Origin of the sequence: Pseudomonas avellanae BPIC 631 (assembly GCF_000444135.1) — a bacterium.
Lineage (GTDB): Bacteria > Pseudomonadota > Gammaproteobacteria > Pseudomonadales > Pseudomonadaceae > Aquipseudomonas > Aquipseudomonas avellanae.
This window is the reverse complement of the sequence record NZ_ATDK01000082.1, coordinates 12134-33331: the sequence shown is the minus strand read 5'-3', so window position 1 is coordinate 33331 and position 21198 is coordinate 12134. Positions and strand designations below refer to the sequence as shown.

Sequence of the window (21198 nt, the reverse complement as noted above, 5' to 3'; positions counted from 1 at the left end):
CGCCCTGCGGGCAGAAGCCCGCTCTGCGTCCGGTGCATCGCTATGTACAAGTCCGCTTCTGATTCTGGCCGAAGGCCGTGGGAGCTTGCTCGCGAAGAGGCCGGTACAGTCCCGGGAATAGGGCGTTTGAACCAGCGTCTTCGTGAGCAATGTGGATCGCCGCCCCTTTCACACAGGAGTATGTAATCCCCCTGATGCGGCGATTTTAGCCCCGCATCGTGCGACGCTCCGCGTCGTCACGCCGTTCCGGACGCTCCGCGTCCTCTGTTGCGCGGCGCGAATACCTATGAACAACACCCACCCGACGCCAGGTCCTTGAGGATCGGGCAGTCGGCGCGGTCGTTGCCCTGGCAGTTTTCCACCAGTTCCTCAAGCGTGTCGCGCAGGCTGGCCAGTTCGTCGATTTTCTGGTTTAGCTGGACGATGTGCTGGCGGGCCAGGGCCTTGACGTCTGCGCTGGCGCGTTGGCGGTCTTGCCAGAGGGTCAGCAGTTTGCCGACCTCTTCCAGCGAAAATCCCAGGTCCCGTGAGCGTTTGATGAACGCCAGGGTGTGCAGGTCTTCGGCGCCGTACAACCGATAACCGCTGTCGCTGCGATGCGCCGCTTTCAGCAGGCCTATGGACTCGTAATAGCGGATCATCTTCGCGCTCAAACCGCTGCTTTTGGCTGCCTGGCCGATGTTCATGGTTTGTCCTCCAGATCACGCGGCTTCCAGGTTTTCAGCAGCAGGGCGTTGCCCACCACACTGACGCTGGACAGCGCCATGGCCGCGCCCGCCAGTACCGGGTTGAGGTAGCCCAGCGCCGCAAGCGGGATGCCGATCAGGTTGTAGACGAACGCCCAGAACAGGTTCTGGCGGATCTTCGCGTAGGTCCGTCGGCTGATGTCCAGGGCAGCTGGCACCAGTCGCGGGTCGCCGCGCATCAATGTAATGCCCGCGGCATGCATCGCGACATCAGTCCCGCCGCCCATCGCGATGCCCACGTCAGCCGCCGCCAGCGCCGGTGCATCGTTGATGCCGTCACCGACCATGGCCACCACATGGTTGCTTTTCAGCCGCATGACGGTATCTGCCTTGTCGGCAGGCAGCACCTCGGCGTGTACGTCGTGTATCCCCAGCGCTCTGGCAACCACCTGCGCGCTGCCGCGGTTATCGCCGGTCAGCAAATGGCTGGTGATGCCGCGCGCGTTCAGCGCCTTGATTGCCTGATCAGTGCCGGGCTTGAGCGTGTCCCCAAACGCAAACATGCCGATCACTTTCGGCTCCGGAGCCTGCTCGATCAGCCAGGACAGGGTGCGCCCGTCGGCTTCCCAGATGCGTGCGGATTCGGCCAGCTCGCCCATTGGCAGGCCGCTTTCGTCCAGCAAGCGCCGATTGCCCAGCGCCAGTTCGCGGCCCTGAACCGTGCCGGCGATCCCGCGGCCACTCAGAGCGTGGCTGTTTTCGACCGGGTCGAGTTTCAACTGCCATTCATCGCAGACGTCCAGCACGGCCTTGGCTAACGGATGTTCGCTGCCACGTTGCAGCGCGCCCGCCAGTTGCAGCAGGTGCTCTTCATTGCCCAGCACCGCGCTCATATTGGTGATGCGCGGGGTGCCCGAGGTCAGCGTGCCGGTCTTGTCGAACACTACGGCATCCACGTCATGGGCGCGCTCCAGTGCTTCTGCGTCCTTGATCAGAATGCCGTAGCGCGCCGCCACACCCGTTCCGGCCATGATCGCTGTTGGCGTCGCGAGGCCCAGCGAGCAAGGGCAGGCGATCACCAGCACCGCGACGGCGTTGATCAGCGCGACTTCCAATGATGCACCGACCAGCAGCCAGCCCGCCAGCGTGAAGAAAGCGATCACCAGCACGGTCGGTACAAACACCTGACTGACTTTATCCACCAGTTTCTGGATCGGTGCCTTGCCTGCCTGTGCGTCTTCGACCAGACGAATGATGCGCGCCAGCACCGTTTCGGCGCCCAGCGCGGCAGTACGAATCAGCAAGCGACCTTCGGCATTGATGGCTCCGCCAGTAACCTTGTCACCCGGCTGCTTGGCCACCGGAAGACTTTCACCGGTAATCAACGCTTCATCGGCATGGCTGCGCCCTTCAAGCACTTCGCCATCCACAGGAAAGCGTTCACCTGGCTTGACCAGCACAGCGTCGCCAAGCCGAAGCTCGCTGATCGCGACGTCTTGTTCCACGCCTTCTGTCAGCCGTAGGGCGCGGTCCGGGCGCAATGCTTCCAGGGCGCGAATGGCGCTGGCAGTCTGGCGTTTGGCGCGGCTTTCCAGGTATTTGCCCAACAGCACCAAGGCGATGACCGCCGCCGACGCTTCGAAATACAGGTGCGGCGTAGTACCCGGTGCGGCGTGCAGCCATTGATAGACGCTCAGGCCATAACCCGCGCTGGTGCCGATGGCGACCAGCAGGTCCATGTTGCCTGCGCCTGCGCGTACGGCTTTCCACGCGGCCAGATAAAACCGCGCGCCCAGGATGAACTGCACCGGTGTCGCCAGGGCGAACTGCGCCCATGCGGGAAGCATCCAGTGCACGCCCAGCGGCGTCAGGAGCATCGGCGCGATCAGTGGCAACGCCAGCGCTATCGCCAGCAGCAATGCCCAGCGCTCGCGGTGCAGATGCTGGACTTTTTTCTCGGCGTCGGCCTGCCTGTCCGGAATCAGCGTTGCGCCATAGCCTGCGCGGGTGACGGCTGAAATCAGGGTGTGCGGATCGGTTTGCGGGGCGACGCTGACGTGCGCGCGTTCATTGGCGAGGTTGACCGTCACGCTGTTGACCCCCGGCACTTTGGCCAAGGCACGCTCGACCCGACCTGCGCAACTGGCACAGGTCATGCCGCTGATCGGCAGGTCGAAGGTGGTGGTGTCTTGCATCTGTAACACTCCCTGAGACTGAATGCCTGCAAGGATCAACCTTGCCACATGGGCAAGGTCAAGCGCGAATCAATAGTTGAGGTCGGCCTTCTTGAGGTACAGCCCATTCAGGTCGGTGGCGATGCGGTACTTGAGGATATCCCCGGCATGCAGCTGGATCTTGGTACTGCGCGCAGCTTCCATCCCGCCTTCGCAGCCGCCCACGGTGCCGCGCAGTGTGGTCAGGCGCACGGACACTTCGCCGGGCGGCAGGTTGAAAGACACCGAATCTTCCTGAAACAGCCTTCCGGCCAGGCGGTCCTGAACATAGATGCCGATCTCGCAGGAGGTCGCCACTTCCAGCCGCTCTCGGGAAATGATCAGAATGCCGTAGTCCTGAGCAGCCTGAGTGGCCGGTGCGATAGCCAAGAAACCGAGAATGCTGAAGAGGCTCACTGCTGACCAGCGCATCGCTGATACTCCTGATGTAAACGTTGATGAGTCAGCTTGGCTCACGATCAGCCCGAATACCAGCCCGGCAGCGATAACAGAAACTTGACCTTACCATGATGGCAAGGTTGAAGATGAGCGCCATCCATCATTGAAGGAGTGACAGCATGCAGTTATTCACTGTTCAAGGCATGACCTGCGGGCACTGTGTTCGCGCCGTGACCGAAGCGATCAAAAATGACGACCCTGCCGCCGAGGTACAGGTCGAACTGACCAGCAAACAGGTGAAGGTACAGAGCAGCCTGTCGCCGGAGCAAATTATCGGGCTGATCGGCGAAGAGGGTTATCAGGCGCAATTGGCATGATTCAAAACGGGGAAGTCGGTTGATTTCCCCATTCCATGTATCCAAAGTCATGCTGAAAAATTTTGAATTAATTCTCCCGTTCGTCGTTCTCTGTCAGGTAAGCCGGTTAAACTTGCCCGTTGCTCTGCACCCGTTAATGGACACCCGATGAACCTACGAACGATCCTTATCCTCGGCTCACTGAGCGCTTTCGGCCCTCTGGCCATCGACTTCTATCTTCCCGGCTTCCCGGCCATGGCCTCGTATTTCGGGACCGATGAAAAACACGTGCAGTTGACCCTGGCCGCCTATTTTCTGGGCCTGTCGCTCGGTCAACTGGCTTACGGTCCAGTGGCTGACCGCTTTGGCCGGCGGATCCCGATGCTGGTCGGCGTGACGCTGTTCATGCTCGCATCGGTGGCTTGCGCCTTTGCGCCGAGTCTCGAATGGCTGATCGGTGCACGCTTTATCCAGGCGCTGGGAGGCTGTGCCGGGATGGTTCTGTCGCGGGCGATCGTCAGCGACAAGTGCAATGCGGTCGAGTCCGCCAAGGTCTTTTCGCAGCTGATGCTGGTCATGGGCCTTGCGCCAATTCTGGCGCCGATGCTGGGCGGTGTGTTGGTTAGCACCTTCGGCTGGCAATCGATCTTTGCCAGCCTCGCGCTGTTCAGTGCTGCCTGTCTGACTGCGGTTGCGCTGTGGCTGCCGGAAAGCATGCCGGCCAGCACGCCTCGCCAACCGTTGAACGGCGCGTTGCGCCAGTACGTCAATCTGCTGCAAGACCGCGTTTTCATCGGTCATGCCCTGACGGGCGGCATCGCGATGGCAGGGATGTTCGCTTACGTCGCCGGGTCGCCGTTTGTGTTCATCAAGCTGTATGGCGTGCCTGCCGAGCATTACGGCTGGCTGTTCGGGATGAATGCGGCGGGCTTCATTCTGGTTGCGCAGATCAACGCCCGTATTCTGCGCAAGACGGGTCCTGCGTTTTTGCTGTCACGCACGGTCTGGATCTACCTGGCGGCAGCGCTGGTTTTGCTCGCGATCACCGGGCTGCGTACCGAGGCGCTGTGGCCGCTGCTGGTGCCGCTGTTCATTTGTGTGGCGAGCCTGGGTTGCATCATCCCCAATGCGTCTGCCTGTGCGATGAATGGCCAATGGGCTCGCGCCGGCAGTGCGTCAGCTTTGTTGGGTTGCCTGCAATTTAGCGTCGCCGCCGTGGCGGCCAGTCTGGTCAGCGTGTTGCATGACGGCACCGCCACACCGATGGCGCTGGTGATCAGCCTGTGCGGCGTGCTGACCGTGAGCATTTCGGTGCTGACACGCCGTGCCCAAGCCAGGCGCGATGTTCAGGCCCAGACCGCCTGATCAGTTGCAGTGGTGGTGTCAGTGCAAGGTGCACTGACACCACAGCAGCGCTTCAGAACCCTTCAAGCACAACCTTGCCTTTGGCCTTGCCGCTTTCCAGCAGGGCGTGAGCACGACGCAGGTTTTCGGCGTTGATGGTGCCGAAGTGTTCACCGAACGTGGTTTTCAGCGTGCCGGCGTCAATCAGCTCGGCCACCCGGTTGAGCAGGTTGTGCTGTTCGATCATGTCCTCGGTTTCAAACATCGACCGCGTGTACATGAACTCCCAGTGCAGCGACAGGCTCTTGCGCTTGAGCTTTGACACGTCCAGCGTCTTCGGATCATCAATCAGGCCCAGCTTGCCTTGTGGCTTGAGCGCCTCGACCAGTTGGTCCAGATGCTGCTCGGTCTGGGTCAGGCTGGCCACATGGGTCACCTGGTTAAGGCCGACGCGTTTCAGCTCTTCGCTCAACGGCTTGCTGTGGTCCAGCACTTCGTGTGCACCCAGCTCGCGAACCCAGCTTTCGGTCTCGGCTCGCGAGGCGGTGCCGATGACTTTCAGCGAGGTCAGTTGCCGCGCCAGCTGCGTCAGGATCGACCCTACGCCACCGGCCGCGCCGACAATCAGCAGGCTTTGCGAACCTTCGCCTTTGTGCTGTGCAACCTGCAGGCGCTCGAACAGCAGCTCCCAGGCCGTGATCGCGGTCAACGGCAGCGCCGCCGCATGAGCAAAACTCAGGGTCTTGGGCATGTGGCCGACGATGCGCTCGTCCACCACATGCAGCTCGCTGTTGCCACCCGGTCGGGTCAGCGATCCGGCATAGAACACCTTGTCGCCCGGCTTGAACAGCGTGACCTGACTGCCGACCGTCTTCACGACGCCCGCCACATCCCAGCCCAGTACCTTGGCTGCGCCGTCTTCCGGCTGGACGTTCTGACGGATCTTGGTGTCCACCGGGTTGACGGAGATCGCCTTGACCTCGACCAGCAGATCACGAGCGCCGGCCACCGGCTCGGGCAGTTCGATGTCCTGCAATGCCTGGGCGTCGCTGATCGGCAGAGACTGGTAATACGCGATGGCTTTCATGTCAGTGACCTCAAAGGAAAATGATGGACGGATCATTGGCTATTTCCAGTAAAGATAAAACCCGCTAAAACGGCAGTCTCTTTCAATTTTATTTTGATAATACGAGGCGTTGATGCTGCGTTTTGATGACCTGCAGTTGTTCGTGCGTGCAGCGGACCTGGGCAGCCTTTCTGCTGCGGCGCGGGTGATGGACCTGTCGGCGGCGGTTGCCAGTGCCGCCCTCAAGCGTATCGAGCGGCAACTGGGTGCGCGTTTGCTGGCGCGTTCTACCCGCAGCCTGCGCCTGACCGCCGAAGGTGAAGGGTTTCTGGAATACGCGCGCGCGGCACTCGGCAGCCTGGAAGAGGGGCGGCGCCTGCTGGCCAGCAGTCAGGACCGTTGCGAGGGCGTGCTGCAACTGTCGGCACCGTCGGACTTTGGCCGCAACGTCCTTTTGCCCTGGCTGGACGAATTTCAGCAACAACATCCGCAGTTGACCGTGCGTCTGTTGCTGGGCGACCGTATTGCCGATCTGTTCCGCCAGCCTGTCGATGTCGCGCTGCGTTACGGTGCGCCTGAGGACTCCAGCCTGGTTGCGCTGCCGGTGTTGCCTGACAACCGGCGGGTGCTCTGTGCAGCGCCGGATTATCTGCAGCGTCATGGTGAGCCGCAGCAGGTCGAGCAACTGGCACACCATAACTGCCTTCTGTTCATGCTGGGTGATCGCATCCATGACCGCTGGACGCTGGAGGACGGCAAGCGCGAGATCAGCCTGACGGTCAGCGGCAACCGGGTCAGCGACGATGCCGATGTGGTGCGTCGTTGGGCTGTTGCAGGCGAAGGTGTAGCGTACAAGTCCTGGCTGGACGTTGCCGCCGATGTGAGGGCCGGGCACCTCAAAGTGTTGATGCCTGACTTGATGGGCGAGCGGGCACCGCTGAACTTGCTGTGCGCGCACCGTGCACAACTCAGCAAGCCCGTCATTCTGTTACTGGAAATGCTCAGGTCACGTTGTAAGCAACATGCTGTAGGCCAGTCGCCTGTTGGTTTGTTGTAATGGCCTGCTTGAAGTAGGAAACGGCCTACGGAAGTGTCGGAAAATAAAGTATTTAAATTTATTTAAAAAATGAAAGATTCCGGTGCCAGAACAAATTTGAAACTGACTGTTGTGAAGTGGTTTTGGCATTTTTGTCATAGGCATTGCGCTTGTCTTTTCGAGGCGCGCTCGAAGTGAGGTCCGAAAGCCCCTTTCCAGAGCGGTTGCAGCGTTATAGCAGGATGCCCTTCAATCCGCCTTATCGCTGCAGCTTCTGGCGATTTTCCGTGCAGGTGCGCGACAACAGTTTGTACGAAAAGTTTTTCACTCCCTTAGGGCAGAGGGCATAGAGTTTATACTTGTCATTTCAGATAAGAGCCGCGTTGAACTTTACGGCGGCGTGATCGCTTTCATTAAGTCATCGCGATAGATGAATGTTTCAACAGGGAGGGAACACATGGAATACGGACCTGGCATCAGCCAGATTGCGACATTGCTGGCCGACCCCAAGCGCAGCGCAATGCTCTGGGCGCTGATGGACGGTACGGCTCGCCCTGTCGACGAACTGGCCATTCTGGCGGGGGTCTCGGCAGCGTCTGCGGGCGCGCATCTGGCACGTCTGACCAGTGGTGGTCTGTTGAGGCAGGAGGCGCGAGGGCGCAAGCGTTTCTTTCGTCTGGCCGCGCCGGAGGTGGGCGCTGCGGTGGAAGCGCTGGCTTGCGCGTCGGTGGCCAGTGCTGATCAGATCAATCGTCGTTTTGCCCAACCCATGCCGCTTTTGCCGCTACGTCGCGCGCGGGTCTGCTCCGATCATCTGGGGGGTGAAATAGCCGCCGAACTGTATCAGCGCCTGCTGGAGGCGGGCTGGATAGAAAGGCATGAGAAGCGCATCGAGGTCACGAGCAGGGGAGTGGCCCTGTTTGCCGAGCGCGGCATCTACATACCCGCACTGGCGCAGCGCAAACGCGAAACGGTCTGCGCCTGCCCCAAATGGAACGACCGCAGCCCGCACCTGGGTGGCGCGCTGGGGGCAGGGCTGTTGCAGCTGTTCATTCAGATGGGCTGGCTGCGCACCACCGAAGAGTCCAGCACCCTGCAGGTTTCATCCAGCGGGCAGCGGGAAATCAACAGGATCGCGGCGGCGGCCTGAGTCGTATCTGCGCCGTAAAAGCGGACGCGTTGCGTCCCTTGCGGCGCAGAAATTTCAGGGCTTGACCAGTCGTGCATCCAGGCTGTTTTGCGCCAGGCGGCGTGCCTGATCTTCGGTCATGCCCAGATGGGTGTGCAGCGCGTGGAAGTTTTCGGTCACGTAGCCACCGAAGTAGGCCGGGTCGTCCGAGTTCACGGTGACTTTCACGCCACGCTCGAGCATGTCGAGAATGTTGTGCTGGGCCATGTCGTCGAACACGCACAGTTTGGTGTTGGACAGCGGGCAGACGGTCAGCGGGATCTGTTCGTCGATGATGCGCTGCATCAGCCGCTCGTCTTCGATGGCGCGTACGCCGTGGTCGATGCGCTGGATTTTCAACAGGTCCAGTGCTTCCCAGATGTATTCCGGCGGGCCTTCTTCGCCGGCGTGTGCGACGGTCAGGAAGCCTTCGTTGCGCGCACGGTCAAAGACGCGCTGGAATTTGCTCGGCGGATGGCCCATCTCGGAGCTGTCGAGGCCGACGGCGACGAACGCATCACGAAACGGCAGCGCCTGGTCGAGGGTCTTTTCGGCTTCGTCTTCGGACAGATGACGTAGAAAGCTCAGGATCAAACCACTGTCTACGCCCAGCTTCGACTTGCCGTCTTTCAACGCCCCGGTAATCCCGGCCAGTACCACTTCAAAGGCAATGCCACGGTCGGTATGGGTTTGCGGGTCGAAGAACGGCTCGGTGTGGATAACGTTCTGTTCCTTGCAGCGCAGCAGGTACGCCCAGGTCAGGTCGTAGAAATCCTGCTCGGTGCGCAACACATCTGCGCCGCGGTAATACAGGTCGAGGAACTCCTGCAAATTGTTGAAGGCATACGCCTTGCGCAGCGCTTCGACGTCATTCCACGGCAGGGCAATCCTGTTGCGTTCGGCCAAGGCGAACAGCAGCTCGGGTTCCAGCGAGCCTTCGAGGTGCAAGTGCAGTTCTGCCTTGGGCAGCGCGTTCAACCAGTCGTACATATTCTTTTCTCATCAGGTGCAGATCGCGTGCATTCTACAGATGCATGTCGCTGCGCAGGGTAAAACCTGACCGAGCGTTCAACTTGCCTCCTGTTCGCGACGGTAAGCGTAGGTGTCGGCGAAGCGCGAAAGCAGAAATTCGGCACAAGTCGTTACAGGATAGCGGGCCGGATGAGTTTCGCTCTGGCAACCGGGCAGGCATTCGATGCGAGTATCGGGATGCGGCTCGGCGAAAAACGGCATCGAGTAGCGATCGACGCCCAATGGGCTGACGACCCGATGCGGCGTGGACAGGTAACGGTCATTGCTCCAGCGCGCCATCATGTCGCCAAGGTTGACCACGAAAGTGCCGTCGATCGGCGGCGCGTCGATCCATTCGCCGCGTACGTCGCGAACCTGCAAACCGCCCGCCGTGTCTTGATACAGCAACGTGATGCAGCCGTAGTCGGTGTGCGCGCCCGCGCCCTGTTGCTCGCTTGAAGTCGCCGTATGGCGCGGCGGGTAATGGATCATGCGCAGCACACTGACCGGGTCCTGAAAACGCTGATCGAAGAAGTCACGCTCGATGCCCAATGCCAGGGTCATGGCGCGCAGCAGGGTTTGCGCCAGTGCCTGCATGTCCAGGTAATGCTGCTCCATCAGGCCTTCCCAGCCGGGAATCGCCGGGTGGCGGTTGGGGCCGCGTAACGGTTTGCCGGCCAGCACGTCGGGATGATTGGCATCCAGGTGCAGGCCCATGTCGAAGGTTTCTTTCAGGTCGCTCGGCAGGCTGGGGTCCAGTTGCTCAGTGGCGATGGCGCCGTAGCCGCGATGGTGCGTGCTTTGCGTGATGTCGATGCGCAGCTTTTCAGCAGCATCGCGGGCGAAGAAGTCTTTGGCTACCGATTGCACCTGTTCGATGCGCTCGGCAGTGATCGGGTGGCCCTTGATGTAGAAAAAGCCCCATTCCCGACAGGCGCTGTCTATCTGTGTGGCGACAGCCTGCCAGGCTTGGGTATCAGTGCCGTAAAGCGGGCTGATGTCGATGATGGGAAGCTGGTCCATTAACCGGTCCTGGAAATCATTGTGGTGTTGCGTGTCGATGAGCGTGCCCGCCGAAACGGGCACGCGATGCCAGCCGGTTATTTAGGCAGTTCGGCTTTGATGCCTTCGACGTAATAGTTCATCGACGCCAGCTCGGCGTTGGTCGCGACCACGCCGTCAGCAATTTTGATCGTGCCGTTCTGGTCCTTGATCGGGCCGGTGAACGGGTGGAACTCGCCGCTTTCGATGCTGGCGATGAGCTTCTGCGCTTCGGCCTTCACGTCAGCAGGCACCACGTCGCTGATCGGCAGTTCGACCGTGCCTTCTTTCAGGCCGCCCCAATAATCCTGTGGCTTCCAGGTGCCGGCGATAACGCCTTCTGCTGCCTGAATGTAATGCGGGCCCCAGTTGTTGACGATGGAGGCCAGCACTGCTTTGGGCCCGAAGTGCGCCATGTCTGAAGCGTAGCCCACGGCATACACGCCACGACGCTCGGCGGTCTGAATCGGTGCCGGGCTGTCGGTGTGCTGGAACACCACGTCCACACCCTGATCGATCAGGGCGTTGGCGGCGTCGGCTTCTTTGCCCGGATCGAACCAGGAGTTGACCCACACCACTTTGATCTCGGTGCCGGGGTTGTATTTGTTCAGCGCCAGCTGGATGGCGTCGATGTCGCGCAGCACTTCAGGGATCGGGAAGGAGGCGACGTAACCGATCTTCTTGGTCTTGGTCATCTTCGCCGCGATGTAACCGCTGACGTAGCGGCCTTCATAGGTGCGGGCCAGATAAGTGCCCATGTTCTTGTCCTGCTTGTAGCCCGTTGCGTGCTCGAATTTCACTTTGGGGAATTGCTTGGCAACTTTCAGGGTCGGGTTCATGTAACCGAAGGAGGTGCTGAAAATCAGGTCGTAGCCGCCCTTGGCCATGTTGCGGATCACCCGCTCGGCGTCTGCACCTTCCGGGACGTTTTCCACGTAGCTGCTGCTGACCTTGTCACCCAGCGCCGCGACCATCGCCTTGCGGCCCTGCTCGTGCTGATAGGTCCAGCCGTGGTCGCCGATGGGGCCGATGTAGACGAATCCGACTTTCAGCGGATCGGCTGCCGAGGCGAGCAGGCTGGAGCCGATGCCGACAACAGCGGCCATGGCGCACAGCAGTTTTTTCAGAGGACGACGTGGGTTGGTCAGGTGCATCGGGTCTAGCTCCTTGCGGTCTTGTTGGAGTGCATACCCCGACAATGCAAATAACTGACCAACAGGACAACTATGCCGCCAGCGCGTCTTTGATTCTGCCCAAAGGGCGTGGGAATTGTCCGCGAAAAAGGCGGTGTATTCCCCCGAAAATGAATCGTCTGAACTATGGTCTTCGCAGACAAGTCCGCTCCACAGTGCTGCTCTTGATTCTGGCCGAAGGCCGCGGACTTGTCCGCGAAAAAGGCGGTGTATTCCCCCGAAAATGAATCGTCTGAACTATGGTCTTCGCGGACAAGTCCGCTCCTACACAGTGCTGCTCTTGATTCTGGCCGAAGGCCGCGGACTTGTCCGCGAAAAAGGCGGTGTATTCCCCGAAAATGAATCGTCTGAACTATGGTATTCGCGGACAAGTCCGCTCCTACACAGCGCTGCTCTTGATTCTGGCCGAAGGCCGTGGGAGCGAACTTGTTCGCGAAGACTTTAGTTCAGACGATGCATTTTCGGAGGATATGCCAGCCTTTTCGCGAACAATGCGGATCGCCGCCCCGGTCGCTCTCACGGCCTTCGGCCAGAATCAAAAGCAGTGCTGTGGGCAACGCGAGTGCAGCGCTACGGTGCAGCGGCGAGCGTCTGCGCTGTCAACTGGTGCAGCGGGTGCTGCGTTCGACTATGCACATCGGCGTACCGGCCACTGGCTCGCGCATGATCTGCACTTGCACGTCGAACACCTGACACACCAGCTCGGCGGTCAGCACATCACCCGGCGCGCCGCAGGTCACCAGACGTCCGCCCTGCATCACCGCCAGATGGTCGGCGTAGCGGCAGGCCTGATTGATGTCATGGAGCACGGTAATCACGGTTTTGCCTTCAGCGCTCAGCTCGCGCATCAGGTCCAGCAGTTCGACCTGATGGCTGATGTCCAGGTAGGTGGTCGGTTCGTCGAGCAGAACAATGTCGGCGTCCTGCGCAAGAATCATCGCCAGCCAGGCGCGCTGCCGCTGCCCTCCGGACAAATCGGACAGTGGGCGTTCGGCCAGGGTGTCCAGTTCCATGCGCTGCAACGCCTGATCGACACTGTGCTGATCGGCCCCGCTCAAACGCCCCCACAAACTGTTGTGCGGGCTGCGGCCGTAAGCCACCAGTTGACGCACGCTGACGCCTTCGGGAATCGGCAGCACTTGCGGCAAAAACGCCACCTTGCAGGCCAGCTCTCTGGCCGACAGCTGGCTGTAGGTTTTACCGTCCAGGCTCAGGCTGCCCGACTGCGGGGTGAGGATCCGCGCGAACGCCTTGAGCAATGTGGATTTGCCGCAACCGTTGGGGCCGATCAGCGCGGTGACCTGTCCTGGCGGAGGGCTGAATGACAGGTCCTGCACGATCCGCGTTGCGCCGTAGCCGATGTCGAGGTGCTGCGCCTTCAGAATGCTCATGGGTCAACCTTTGAATCGGGCCAGCAGCCAGAGAAAATACGGAGCGCCGATCACGGCGGTGAGAATCCCGGCAGGGATCTCGCTGGGCGCGATCAGCGTGCGGCCCAGCGTATCGGCCAGCACCAGCAACAGCGCGCCCAGCACCATCGACGCGGGCAGCAGGTATTGATGATGACCGCCGACCAGACGGCGCGCCATGTGCGGCGCGACCAGCCCGACAAAACTCACCGGGCCGATGATGCCCACACCCAGGCTGGTCAACAGCACGGCGCTGCCCATCGCCAGCCAGCGAATACGTTTCAGGCTTGTGCCAAGGCTCTGTGCTGCCTCATCACCAAGGCTGATCAGGTTGAGCGGTTTGGCCAGCAGCAAACTGAGCGGGATCAGCAGCAAAAGCGGCGTGGCCAGCAAGACGTGGTGCCAGTTGCGGCTCCACAAACTGCCGGTCAAGGCCAGCAGCGCGGTGTTGATGTCCAGTGGATTGGACAGGATCAGAAACTCGGTGATGCTCGATAGCGTGACCGCAATCGCCACCCCGGACAGCGCAAAACGCACCCCGGAAAACTGCACGCCGGTGTTGTACAACGCCAGCAGCAATGCGCCCGCCGCACCGCCCAGACAGGCCACAAACGGCAGCGCAGCCACGGGCAATTGCGGCAGGCCGATGATGGCGATGGTCAGCGCCAGCCCTGCGCCCTGGGTCACACCCAGGATTTCCGGCGAGGCCAGCGGGTTGCGAATCACGCCTTGCACGATGGCGCCCGCCAGGCCGAGCGCACAGCCGGTCATGATCGCGATCAGGCCGCGTGGCAGGCGATGATTCCAGACTTCAAAGTCTTTGCTGTCGTGGGCGATCAGATGATCAAGTACCGCGCCAGGCTTAAGCCACACGGTGCCCGCGCTGAGGCTCAACAACAGCGCCAGTGCCAGCAACATGATCAGCAATAACAGCCGGGAGCGAGGCTGGTTCATAGCGCACGCCTCGCCAGAAACAGAAAGAACGGCGCGCCGATCAACGCCGTCACCACGCCAGCCGGTGTTTCAACGGGGAACGCCACCGCACGGCTGATCAGGTCGGAAGCCAATACAATGGCCGCGCCCAGACCGGCACTGATCGGTATCAGCCAGCGGTAGTCGTTGCCCAGCCATTGGCGAGCAATGTTTGGCGCGATCAGGCCGACAAAGGCAATCGGCCCGACCGCACAAACGCTGGCACCGACCAGCAGCAGGCTGACCACAAACACTAGAAGCCGCAGGGCACCAATGCGCACGCCCAGCGAACGGGCGGCGTCCTCGCCCAGGTTGATGAGGTTCAGGCGCGGCGCACAGGCAATCGCCAACACCAGGCCGATCAGCGTGCAAGGCCAGAGCAGTTGCAGTTGCTCGGCACCGACATTGGCCAGTGAGCCGGCCAGCCAGTTGAGGACACTCTGCGCCTGGGCCTCGACCAGAATCACTGTGAGGCGAGTCAATGCTGCACACAGCGCCGCAACGGCGACCCCCGCCAGCACCAGTCGGCCTTGCGCGGTGGTCGGCGACCATGCGCCACCGAGGCTGAACACGGTGATCCACGCCAGTGCGCCGCCGATGCAGGTCATCAACAATGCGCCACCGGCAAAAGGCAGGGCGACCAGCCCGGTGGAAAACAGCGCCAGACCCAATGCCGCGCCTGCCGTGACGCCAAACAAGGACGGCGAGGCCAGACGGTTGCGCGTAATGCCTTGCATCAAGGCCCCGGCGACACCGAGACACGCTCCCACCAAGGCTGCGCACAAGGCACGTGGCACCCGCAGTTGCGCGACGATATACGCGATATTGCCGCCCTCGCGGCCCTGCGTGAACAGCCCGTTCCAGGCATCTATCTGACGAATGCTGAACGACGACAAGGCGAACAGCGACACCCAGAACAGTCCCAGGCAGGTCATGGCAATCACGCCCGCCATCAGCCAGCGGCGCATTTAAGGGTTCAGCACGGCCTTGCCGCCCTTGAGTACGGCAAGCGCATCGTCTGCGATCTGCTCGGACGCCATGATTCCGCGATTGCGCGCCCAGCTGTCACCGTCAACTTCGGCCACCTGTTTATTGCGTACGGCGCCAAGCACCTGCCACAGCGGCTGCTTGCTCCAGGTGTCGACAATGCTCGGGCGACGATAATGACCGACCAGCAACCAGTTGGGGTCCAGGGCGAGCAGTTGCTCCAGGCTGACGAACTCGGTGGGCGCGGCGTCTTTGCGTACTTCCGGGACCTTCAGACCGATCGCCTGCAATACGCTGCCCGCGTAAGAGTGCGGGCCGTGGACCGAGAAACTGTCTTCGCGAGCGACGCCGAACAGTACGTTGCTGTTGGCCGGAATTTGCTCTGCGACGGTCTTCAGGTGCTGGCGGTTTTCTGCGATTCGCGCCTGCATCTCCGGGCCTTTGCCCAGCGCCACGCCGATCAGCTCGGCAGATTTCAGGCTGCCCTGATAGTCCTCGCCGCGTGACGGCAACATCAGCGTCGGGGCCAGGCTGGCCAGGTCGTTATAAAGCGCCTGATGACGACCGAGGTCGGCGATGATCAGGTCCGGCTTGAGCCGTGCGATCACTTCGATGTTGGGTTGCGAGCGCAGCCCCACCGACTGCCAGTCACCCAAGGCCTTGCGCACCTTGGGCAGCACACGACTGGCGTCGCCATCATCTGCAGCACCGACCGGTGTCACGCCAACCGAAGCCAGCCCGTCGAGAAACGAAAATTCCAGCACCACCACGCGCTTGGGGGGGGCTGGCAGATGGACCTTGTGCTGGCCGTCATCGATGTCGATAGGCGCAGCCTGAGCGGCGCTCGCCAGCAGCGTGAGCAGGCCGCAAGCCAATAAATGCGGAAGTCGAAAAGCACGCACGGCGAATGTCCTTTCTAAACAGAAGCTGAATCGTGAAAAACAGACGCGCCAGAAAAGGCGCGAAGAAAACGGCGGGCACTATTTCACATCGTGACGGCGGGATCAAAAGTCATTTACGCGTGGGTGCAGTTCTCATTCAGGTCATTTGTTGAAACCTTTTGTCACACACCGCACTCTCAACCGCTTCAATGACAGGCACGGTCATGAGCATCCGCGACGATGTGTCGCAAGGTTTTGGAGGAAGTTATGGGCGCATTGCTCAAGCAAGAAAAGTTTCTGCTGCTGGCAATCATCGCCATGTTTGTCGCCTATCCGCTGGAGCATGTGTTGCTGGGCAACGGTCAGGTCGTCGCATTGGTCTCCGGGCTGGCGCTGGTTGGCTTTATCGTCTGCGCGTCGATGCGCGTTGCCCACCACGCCGAAATGCTCGCGGAAAAGGTCGGTGACCCTTACGGCACGATGATCCTCACGCTCTCTGCGGTGCTGGTCGAAGTGGTGATCCTGGCGATCATGATGAGCAACGAGCCATCGCCGACGCTGGTGCGTGACACGATTTACTCGGCGGTGATGCTCGACATCAACGGCATCCTCGGCCTGGCCGCGCTGATGGGTGGTATCAAGCACGGCGAGCAGTCGTATAACGATGATTCGGCACGCACCTACAGCGTGATGATTCTCACCGCCATGGGCGTGTCGATGGTGGTGCCCGAGTTCATTCCCAAGGGTGACTGGAAGATCTATTCGGCGTTCACCATCGGCGCAATGATTCTGCTCTACACCTTGTTCCTGCGTATGCAGGTCGGCCCGCACAGCTACTTTTTCAGCTACAGCTACCCGGAAAAGAAAAAGCGTCAGGGCTCGGATCAGGCAGAAGAGCATGCCGAGCCGGTCAACCTGACCCGCTCCATCGCCACGTTGATCACAGGCGTGGTGGTGATCGGCGCGCTGGCCGAGGTGATGTCCAAGACCGTCGATCTGGGGCTGGAGGGCACGGGCGCGCCACCGGTCATGACCGCTATTCTGGTCGCCGCCATTTCTGCTGCACCGGAGATTCTGACCGCCTTGCGCGCAGCACTCGCCAACCGCATGCAGTCGGTGGTCAATATCGCGTTGGGTGCGTCGCTGTCCACCGTGATCCTGACCGTTCCGGTCATGGAAGCGATGGCGCTTTACAGTGGCCAGCCGTTCCAGATGGCCATGACCCCGGTGCAGACCGTGATGATTTTCATCACCCTGCTGGTGTCCGCCATTAACCTTAATGACGGCGAAACCAACGCCATCGAAGGCATGACCCACTTCGTGCTGTTCGCGACGTTCATCATGCTGTCGTGTCTGGGGCTCTGATTGCACCATCGGCCTTGAGTCGCGACACGCCCGCCTGCAGATTGCTGACGCGGATCGTCACGAGCTGCAGGCCAACGGGCTCCTGTCGAGCATTCGCCACAGGGCTGCATCGCCTTCCTGGCCAGGCATCAACCAGAGCCCGTCCTGTTCAACAAGTGCAATGGCGGGCAGTGCCAACAAGGCCTTCAGCTTGAGTGCAGCCACTCGCCCTTGGTCGGTGGAATCACTCGCTTCGTAATCGCTCTCGAACGCACGCACTTCCAGGCGCGCACTGTCGAATTGTTCAAACTGCGGCCGGTTGCCCGGCGAGTAAGGCCAGGTCCGCAGTGTTCGCTGCTCGACGTCCAGCAACAACACTTCCCAGGTATTTGGCATATCGGCATTCATGCGGGTCAGGGCCAGGTAGCGGGCATCGGGTGACCAGCTTGCCGATGGCGCGAGGTCTTTGAGTGCGCACCCTGAGGCTGTCAGCAAGTGGCCGCCCAATCGACCTGAACCACTGCGCAGCCAACTGCTTTCGGCGTATTCGGTTTCAAAGCCGAAAAACCACGCTGCATCGCTGCCGTCCGGTGCGGGCTGGACGAAATCGCCATCGGCATTGGCGGCCTGAGGGGTGCGCACCGTTCGCCATTTCGGTAACAGGCGCATGCCTGTGTCTTCGACGGCCAGCTCAACGGTCTGGTAATACGGTTTGGAGCCTTCACGATACGTGCAAAAACCTGCCGCTTTGCCCACCGGCGGCGCGGGCAGGTCGAAGCGCTGTAGGGGTGTGCTGGTGCTGTCCTCCTTCAGCCGTCCCGCCACTCGCGTGACGAGAAGTTTGCCCTCCCGGAAATCCAGCACATTCACCACGTTCATTGGCGGGCTGTCGAGGCACTGGCGCTTGAGCGTATCGACCACCACGACCTTGGCAGCGCTAGCCGGGTGGTCGGCGAACGGGATCAACGCCAGATAACGCGTGCAGTCGCTGACCCGGTGGTCGAGCAGCCACAACCCTGGCAGCGCCCAGTCGCCGATCCGGCAGCGGTAACCGCCCAGATCATCGCTGTTGTCCCTTTGCCAGCTCAGCCGGGCCCGCAGATTGCCGAGCAGGGGTTCTGATTCGATGTCGCTGAGGCCACGTTCGCGCTCATCAGCGCCTTCACGGGCCAGCGGAGTCACCAACTGAAGGGGCGTCAGCTTGCGCTCGGCTGACTGCGCCCGGCCCCGCGCGTCGTGACCGGTCTGAATGTCAAAGTCGCCGTGTATGCAGTTCAGGCTGTAGCCATAGCGACCTCGATCAGGAATCTCGAACGCCAGATAACCCTCGATTCTCAGGTGATGGTTATCCAGCGCCAGTGGCTTGTCCCAATTGAGCGAAGTCTCCCGGCTGCTGACGACCCACGGTGTTGTCAACGCCTGCCAGCCAGTGTCGGGCGGTTTCCTCATTCACGCGCCGCGCAACGATGCAGAGTGCCTTGCCGTCGGCGCGCCAGACCACTGCGGAGTCTGCGTGAAGCAACAGATCGGTTTCGCGACCGTCCAGGCTCAGTTGATACATCGGGTGGTGCAGGCCCACCAGCGGTTGCTCCAGATTACGCAGGCGGTCGGGCAAGCGCAGGCTGCCGTCGATACGGTGCCTGGTTTGGGGGCCGATTTGCTCGATATGCGGCTCGGCCAGGTTGTCGGGCATCGAGTCGGGTTCTAGCCACAGGTCGGCGACAGGTATCAGGTCTACTGCCTGAGCGGTCTTCAATAGCTCCGTCAGGTTGAAGCTGGATGCGCGGTTATCGACCAGGGGGCTGACGCGGCCGCGCAGATCGGTTTCGGTGAACTCATCCAGCTCCCAGAAAAAGTCGTTGGCACAGCGATAAACCCGACGCTCCTGACGGTCGAGAATGATCAATCCCCATTGCTGTCTGGAAGGCACGGTGGCGGCGAAGTACCGGCCATCACTGGAAAAAAAGGCCGATGTTCCGATGCCTTGCAGCAGCACGCCGTCCGGGAACAGGTAACTGACGTAGACCGGGCCGCCCATGGCGATTTCGCTCATGTTGAAGGTGCGAATCGGTTCACCTTCCGGCGTCGTTTGTGGTTGCTGGCCGCCCCATGCGCTGGGGCCGCTGCCGTGAGACTGCGGCGCGATTCTGTCTGCTCGCGAGACGAAACCCAGCTTGCGTTCCCACATTCCAATCAGCACCAGGCCGCCGACAAAGGTGACCAGGGCCGCGAGCACGTTCCAGTAATTGGGCAACGCCAGCCCAAGGCTCAGTGCCAGACCGAGCAGTGCACTGGACGTGACCACGGAAAGGTTATCCGCAAGGCGCAACCATTTCATTGCGCTGCACAAGCCAGTCAAGGCAGCACCTCCGATGACCGCAATAACGCCCCACCACGGCGGCGACAGCGTCATCAGCACCGCCGGCCCCACCAATATCAGCAGGCTGCCGCCGACGCCGAGCAGGATTCTGACCAGTTCAAACAGCAGTCGCCAGATGCTTTCATCTTCGTGGGAATTAGACACGCAGGCTTACCTGTCAACCGAAGGAGAGGCGCTACTCTAGCGGATCGATATCATGCCGTGCAGCCACTACGTCATGTCGTTGCAGGTCTATCACTCAGCCCTGAATCAACTCCCGCGCCGCCTGGCGGTGATCGGCGATCAGTTGCTTGATATCCAGCCCCTCGACCTGCCCGTCGATCACTCGCCATTGCCCTGCAATCATCACCCGATCCGCACGGTCTGCACCGCACAGCAACAGCGCTGAGAGCGGATCGTGGCTGCCGGAGAAGCGCAGTTCATCGAGTTTGAAAAATGCCAGATCAGCCTGTTTACCCACTGCCAGTTCGCCGATATCAGTGCGGCCCAACAGCTGCGCCGAGCCCTTGGTCGCCCAGCCGAGCACTAACTGTGGGGTGATTTTTTCCGCGCCATAGCGCAGGCGTTGCAGGTATAGCGCCTGACGGGTTTCGAGGATCATGTTCGAGGCATCGTTGGACGCCGAGCCGTCCACGCCAAGGCCAAGCGGCGCGCCTGCAGCGATCAGGTCCAGGGTCGGGCAAATGCCGGAGGCCAGGCGCATGTTCGAGCTTGGGCAGTGACAGACGCCGGTGCCCGCAGCGCCGAGGCGGGCGATTTCGTCTGGGTTGAAGTGAATGCCGTGGGCCAGCCAGGTGCGCGGGCCGAGCCAGCCTACGCTGTCCAGATAATCCACGGTACGCAGGCCGAAACGTTGCAGGCAGAAGTCCTCTTCATCAAGGGTTTCGGCTAGATGCGTGTGCAGGCGCACGTCGAGTTTTTCTGCCAGGGCCGCGCTCTCGGCCATGATCTGCGGAGTGACCGAAAAGGGCGAGCAGGGCGCCAGTGCGATCTGAATCTGCGCACCGTTACCGCGCTCGTGATACGTCTCTATCAGGCGCTGACTGTCGGCCAGAATCACCTCGCCCTGTTGCACGGTTTGCTGGGGTGGCAAACCTCCATCGGCCTCGCCAAGGCTCATCGAACCACGCGTCAGCATCGCGCGCATGCCCAGTTCGCGCACGCTTTGCACCTGAACATCGATGGCGTGTTCCAGCCCATCGGGGAACAGGTAGTGGTGGTCGGCAGCCGTCGTGCAGCCCGACAGCAACAACTCAGCCAATGCAACCTTGCTGGCCACGGCCAGTTTTTCCGGCGTCAGGCGCGCCCAGACCGGATACAGGGTTTTGAGCCATGGGAACAACGGCTGATTGACCACCGGCGCCCAGGCGCGGGTCAGTGTTTGATAGAAGTGGTGATGGGTGTTGATCAAGCCTGGCAGCAACACATGCTCGCAGGCATCGAACGACTCTGTGCAGGGCAATGAAGGTTGCTGCCCGGCAGCCAGCAGCTCGGTGATGACGCCATCTTCGATCACCAGACCGCCGCGGGCGTCCAGGTCATTGGCGGTAAATACAGCAAGGGGGTTTTTCAACCAGATACGGGTAGCAGGCATGGGCCGGCTCCTCTGAAAGACAGGTTCAGGGTTAGCCAGCTCAGTGTTGCCCTGTCTGCTGATCCAGGGTCGCCGGGGAAAATGCGCCCCGGCGAAGGGCGATGATTTTAGTTGAGCA

Annotated in this window: 17 protein-coding genes and 1 pseudogene; 5 read left to right on the top strand and 13 right to left on the bottom strand. The window is 61.1% G+C overall.

All coding sequences use genetic code 11. From position 1 onward, the window contains the following. Positions 1–284: 284 nt before the first annotated feature. From cueR to DW49_RS0106020, 3 genes are all read right to left on the bottom strand, one after another. Positions 285–686, bottom strand: coding sequence for a Cu(I)-responsive transcriptional regulator (cueR, locus tag DW49_RS0106030; RefSeq protein WP_005614471.1), 402 nt, complete (start codon positions 684–686; stop codon positions 285–287). Next, positions 683–2881, bottom strand: a complete 2199-nt coding sequence (locus DW49_RS0106025) for a heavy metal translocating P-type ATPase (RefSeq protein ID WP_005614473.1) — start codon at positions 2879–2881, stop codon at positions 683–685. Before DW49_RS0106025 ends, cueR begins: the two co-directional genes overlap by 4 nt. A 69-nt stretch (positions 2882–2950) precedes the next feature. After that, positions 2951–3331: a hypothetical protein gene (locus DW49_RS0106020; protein WP_003379061.1), complete on the bottom strand. Its 381-nt coding sequence runs from the start codon at positions 3329–3331 to the stop codon at positions 2951–2953. 146 nt (positions 3332–3477) lie between these two features. Here DW49_RS0106020 and DW49_RS0106015 point away from each other — a divergent pair, with 146 nt between their 5' ends. Next, the gene (locus DW49_RS0106015; RefSeq protein ID WP_005614476.1) at positions 3478–3675 is read left to right on the top strand and encodes a heavy-metal-associated domain-containing protein; all 198 of its coding nucleotides are present in this window, start codon (positions 3478–3480) and stop codon (positions 3673–3675) included. 147 nt (positions 3676–3822) lie between these two features. Beyond that, positions 3823–5019: a multidrug effflux MFS transporter gene (locus DW49_RS0106010; protein WP_005614478.1), complete on the top strand. Its 1197-nt coding sequence runs from the start codon at positions 3823–3825 to the stop codon at positions 5017–5019. Positions 5020–5071: 52 nt separating this feature from the next. Here DW49_RS0106010 and DW49_RS0106005 read toward each other — a convergent pair whose 3' ends face one another. After that, on the bottom strand, positions 5072–6085 hold the full coding sequence (locus DW49_RS0106005) for a zinc-binding alcohol dehydrogenase family protein (RefSeq protein ID WP_024419805.1): 1014 nt from the start codon (positions 6083–6085) through the stop codon (positions 5072–5074). Positions 6086–6197: 112 nt separating this feature from the next. Here DW49_RS0106005 and DW49_RS0106000 point away from each other — a divergent pair, with 112 nt between their 5' ends. After that, a complete protein-coding gene (locus tag DW49_RS0106000) occupies positions 6198–7121 on the top strand; it encodes a LysR family transcriptional regulator (protein ID WP_005614483.1) in 924 nt (307 codons plus the stop codon). A 436-nt stretch (positions 7122–7557) separates the two neighbouring features. Continuing rightward, positions 7558–8250: an ArsR/SmtB family transcription factor gene (locus DW49_RS0105995; RefSeq protein WP_005614484.1), complete on the top strand. Its 693-nt coding sequence runs from the start codon at positions 7558–7560 to the stop codon at positions 8248–8250. A 54-nt stretch (positions 8251–8304) separates the two neighbouring features. On the opposite strand, the gene DW49_RS0105990 is transcribed toward DW49_RS0105995, so the two are convergent. From DW49_RS0105990 to DW49_RS0105960, 7 genes are all read right to left on the bottom strand, one after another. Next, entirely contained in the window at positions 8305–9258 is a 954-nt protein-coding gene (locus DW49_RS0105990) for an adenosine deaminase (RefSeq protein WP_005614495.1), read from the bottom strand. A 78-nt stretch (positions 9259–9336) separates the two neighbouring features. Then, a complete protein-coding gene (locus DW49_RS0105985) occupies positions 9337–10302 on the bottom strand; it encodes a 2-oxoglutarate and iron-dependent oxygenase domain-containing protein (protein WP_005614497.1) in 966 nt (321 codons plus the stop codon). 77 nt (positions 10303–10379) lie between these two features. Then, positions 10380–11474: a BMP family ABC transporter substrate-binding protein gene (locus DW49_RS0105980; protein WP_005614499.1), complete on the bottom strand. Its 1095-nt coding sequence runs from the start codon at positions 11472–11474 to the stop codon at positions 10380–10382. Between the two features lie 638 nt (positions 11475–12112). Further along, positions 12113–12904, bottom strand: a complete 792-nt coding sequence (gene fecE, locus DW49_RS0105975) for a Fe(3+) dicitrate ABC transporter ATP-binding protein FecE (RefSeq protein ID WP_024420231.1) — start codon at positions 12902–12904, stop codon at positions 12113–12115. 3 nt (positions 12905–12907) lie between these two features. Continuing rightward, positions 12908–13876, bottom strand: a complete 969-nt coding sequence (locus DW49_RS0105970) for an iron chelate uptake ABC transporter family permease subunit (RefSeq protein WP_005614503.1) — start codon at positions 13874–13876, stop codon at positions 12908–12910. Then, entirely contained in the window at positions 13873–14862 is a 990-nt protein-coding gene (gene fecC / locus DW49_RS0105965) for an iron-dicitrate ABC transporter permease FecC (protein ID WP_005614504.1), read from the bottom strand. Before fecC ends, DW49_RS0105970 begins: the two co-directional genes overlap by 4 nt. Then, positions 14863–15783 (bottom strand): Fe(3+) dicitrate ABC transporter substrate-binding protein FecB, encoded by a 921-nt coding sequence (locus DW49_RS0105960; RefSeq protein ID WP_005614507.1) that lies wholly within the window; start codon positions 15781–15783, stop codon positions 14863–14865. 246 nt (positions 15784–16029) lie between these two features. Between DW49_RS0105960 and DW49_RS0105955 the strand changes: the two genes are divergently transcribed. Next, positions 16030–17127, top strand: a complete 1098-nt coding sequence (locus DW49_RS0105955; protein ID WP_003383185.1) for a calcium:cation antiporter — start codon at positions 16030–16032, stop codon at positions 17125–17127. A gap of 57 nt (positions 17128–17184) precedes the next feature. On the opposite strand, the pseudogene DW49_RS1000000134005 reads toward DW49_RS0105955, so the two are convergent. Together DW49_RS1000000134005 and DW49_RS0105945 are read right to left on the bottom strand one after the other, a co-directional pair. After that, positions 17185–19630: pseudogene (locus DW49_RS1000000134005) on the bottom strand (hypothetical protein). A gap of 94 nt (positions 19631–19724) precedes the next feature. Then, positions 19725–21080 carry an 8-oxoguanine deaminase gene (locus DW49_RS0105945; RefSeq protein WP_005614513.1) on the bottom strand — a complete coding sequence of 452 codons (1356 nt, stop codon included), beginning with the start codon at positions 21078–21080 and terminating at the stop codon, positions 19725–19727. Positions 21081–21198: the final 118 nt, after the last annotated feature.

What these genes read in the sequence shown, in the direction of transcription:
- DW49_RS0105990 (WP_005614495.1), bottom strand. Translation starts at nt 9,258, where the DNA reads ATGTACGACTGGTTGAACGCGCTGCCCAAGGCAGAACTGCACTTGCAC.
- DW49_RS0105995 (WP_005614484.1), top strand. Translation starts at nt 7,558, where the DNA reads ATGGAATACGGACCTGGCATCAGCCAGATTGCGACATTGCTGGCCGAC.
- DW49_RS0105985 (WP_005614497.1), bottom strand. Translation starts at nt 10,302, where the DNA reads ATGGACCAGCTTCCCATCATCGACATCAGCCCGCTTTACGGCACTGAT.
- cueR (WP_005614471.1), bottom strand. Translation starts at nt 686, where the DNA reads ATGAACATCGGCCAGGCAGCCAAAAGCAGCGGTTTGAGCGCGAAGATG.
- fecE (WP_024420231.1), bottom strand. Translation starts at nt 12,904, where the DNA reads ATGAGCATTCTGAAGGCGCAGCACCTCGACATCGGCTACGGCGCAACG.
- DW49_RS0105970 (WP_005614503.1), bottom strand. Translation starts at nt 13,876, where the DNA reads ATGAACCAGCCTCGCTCCCGGCTGTTATTGCTGATCATGTTGCTGGCA.
- DW49_RS0106015 (WP_005614476.1), top strand. Translation starts at nt 3,478, where the DNA reads ATGCAGTTATTCACTGTTCAAGGCATGACCTGCGGGCACTGTGTTCGC.
- fecC (WP_005614504.1), bottom strand. Translation starts at nt 14,862, where the DNA reads ATGCGCCGCTGGCTGATGGCGGGCGTGATTGCCATGACCTGCCTGGGA.
- DW49_RS0105955 (WP_003383185.1), top strand. Translation starts at nt 16,030, where the DNA reads ATGGGCGCATTGCTCAAGCAAGAAAAGTTTCTGCTGCTGGCAATCATC.
- DW49_RS0106010 (WP_005614478.1), top strand. Translation starts at nt 3,823, where the DNA reads ATGAACCTACGAACGATCCTTATCCTCGGCTCACTGAGCGCTTTCGGC.
- DW49_RS0105980 (WP_005614499.1), bottom strand. Translation starts at nt 11,474, where the DNA reads ATGCACCTGACCAACCCACGTCGTCCTCTGAAAAAACTGCTGTGCGCC.
- DW49_RS0106000 (WP_005614483.1), top strand. Translation starts at nt 6,198, where the DNA reads ATGCTGCGTTTTGATGACCTGCAGTTGTTCGTGCGTGCAGCGGACCTG.
- DW49_RS0105945 (WP_005614513.1), bottom strand. Translation starts at nt 21,080, where the DNA reads ATGCCTGCTACCCGTATCTGGTTGAAAAACCCCCTTGCTGTATTTACC.
- DW49_RS0106005 (WP_024419805.1), bottom strand. Translation starts at nt 6,085, where the DNA reads ATGAAAGCCATCGCGTATTACCAGTCTCTGCCGATCAGCGACGCCCAG.
- DW49_RS0106025 (WP_005614473.1), bottom strand. Translation starts at nt 2,881, where the DNA reads ATGCAAGACACCACCACCTTCGACCTGCCGATCAGCGGCATGACCTGT.
- DW49_RS0106020 (WP_003379061.1), bottom strand. Translation starts at nt 3,331, where the DNA reads ATGCGCTGGTCAGCAGTGAGCCTCTTCAGCATTCTCGGTTTCTTGGCT.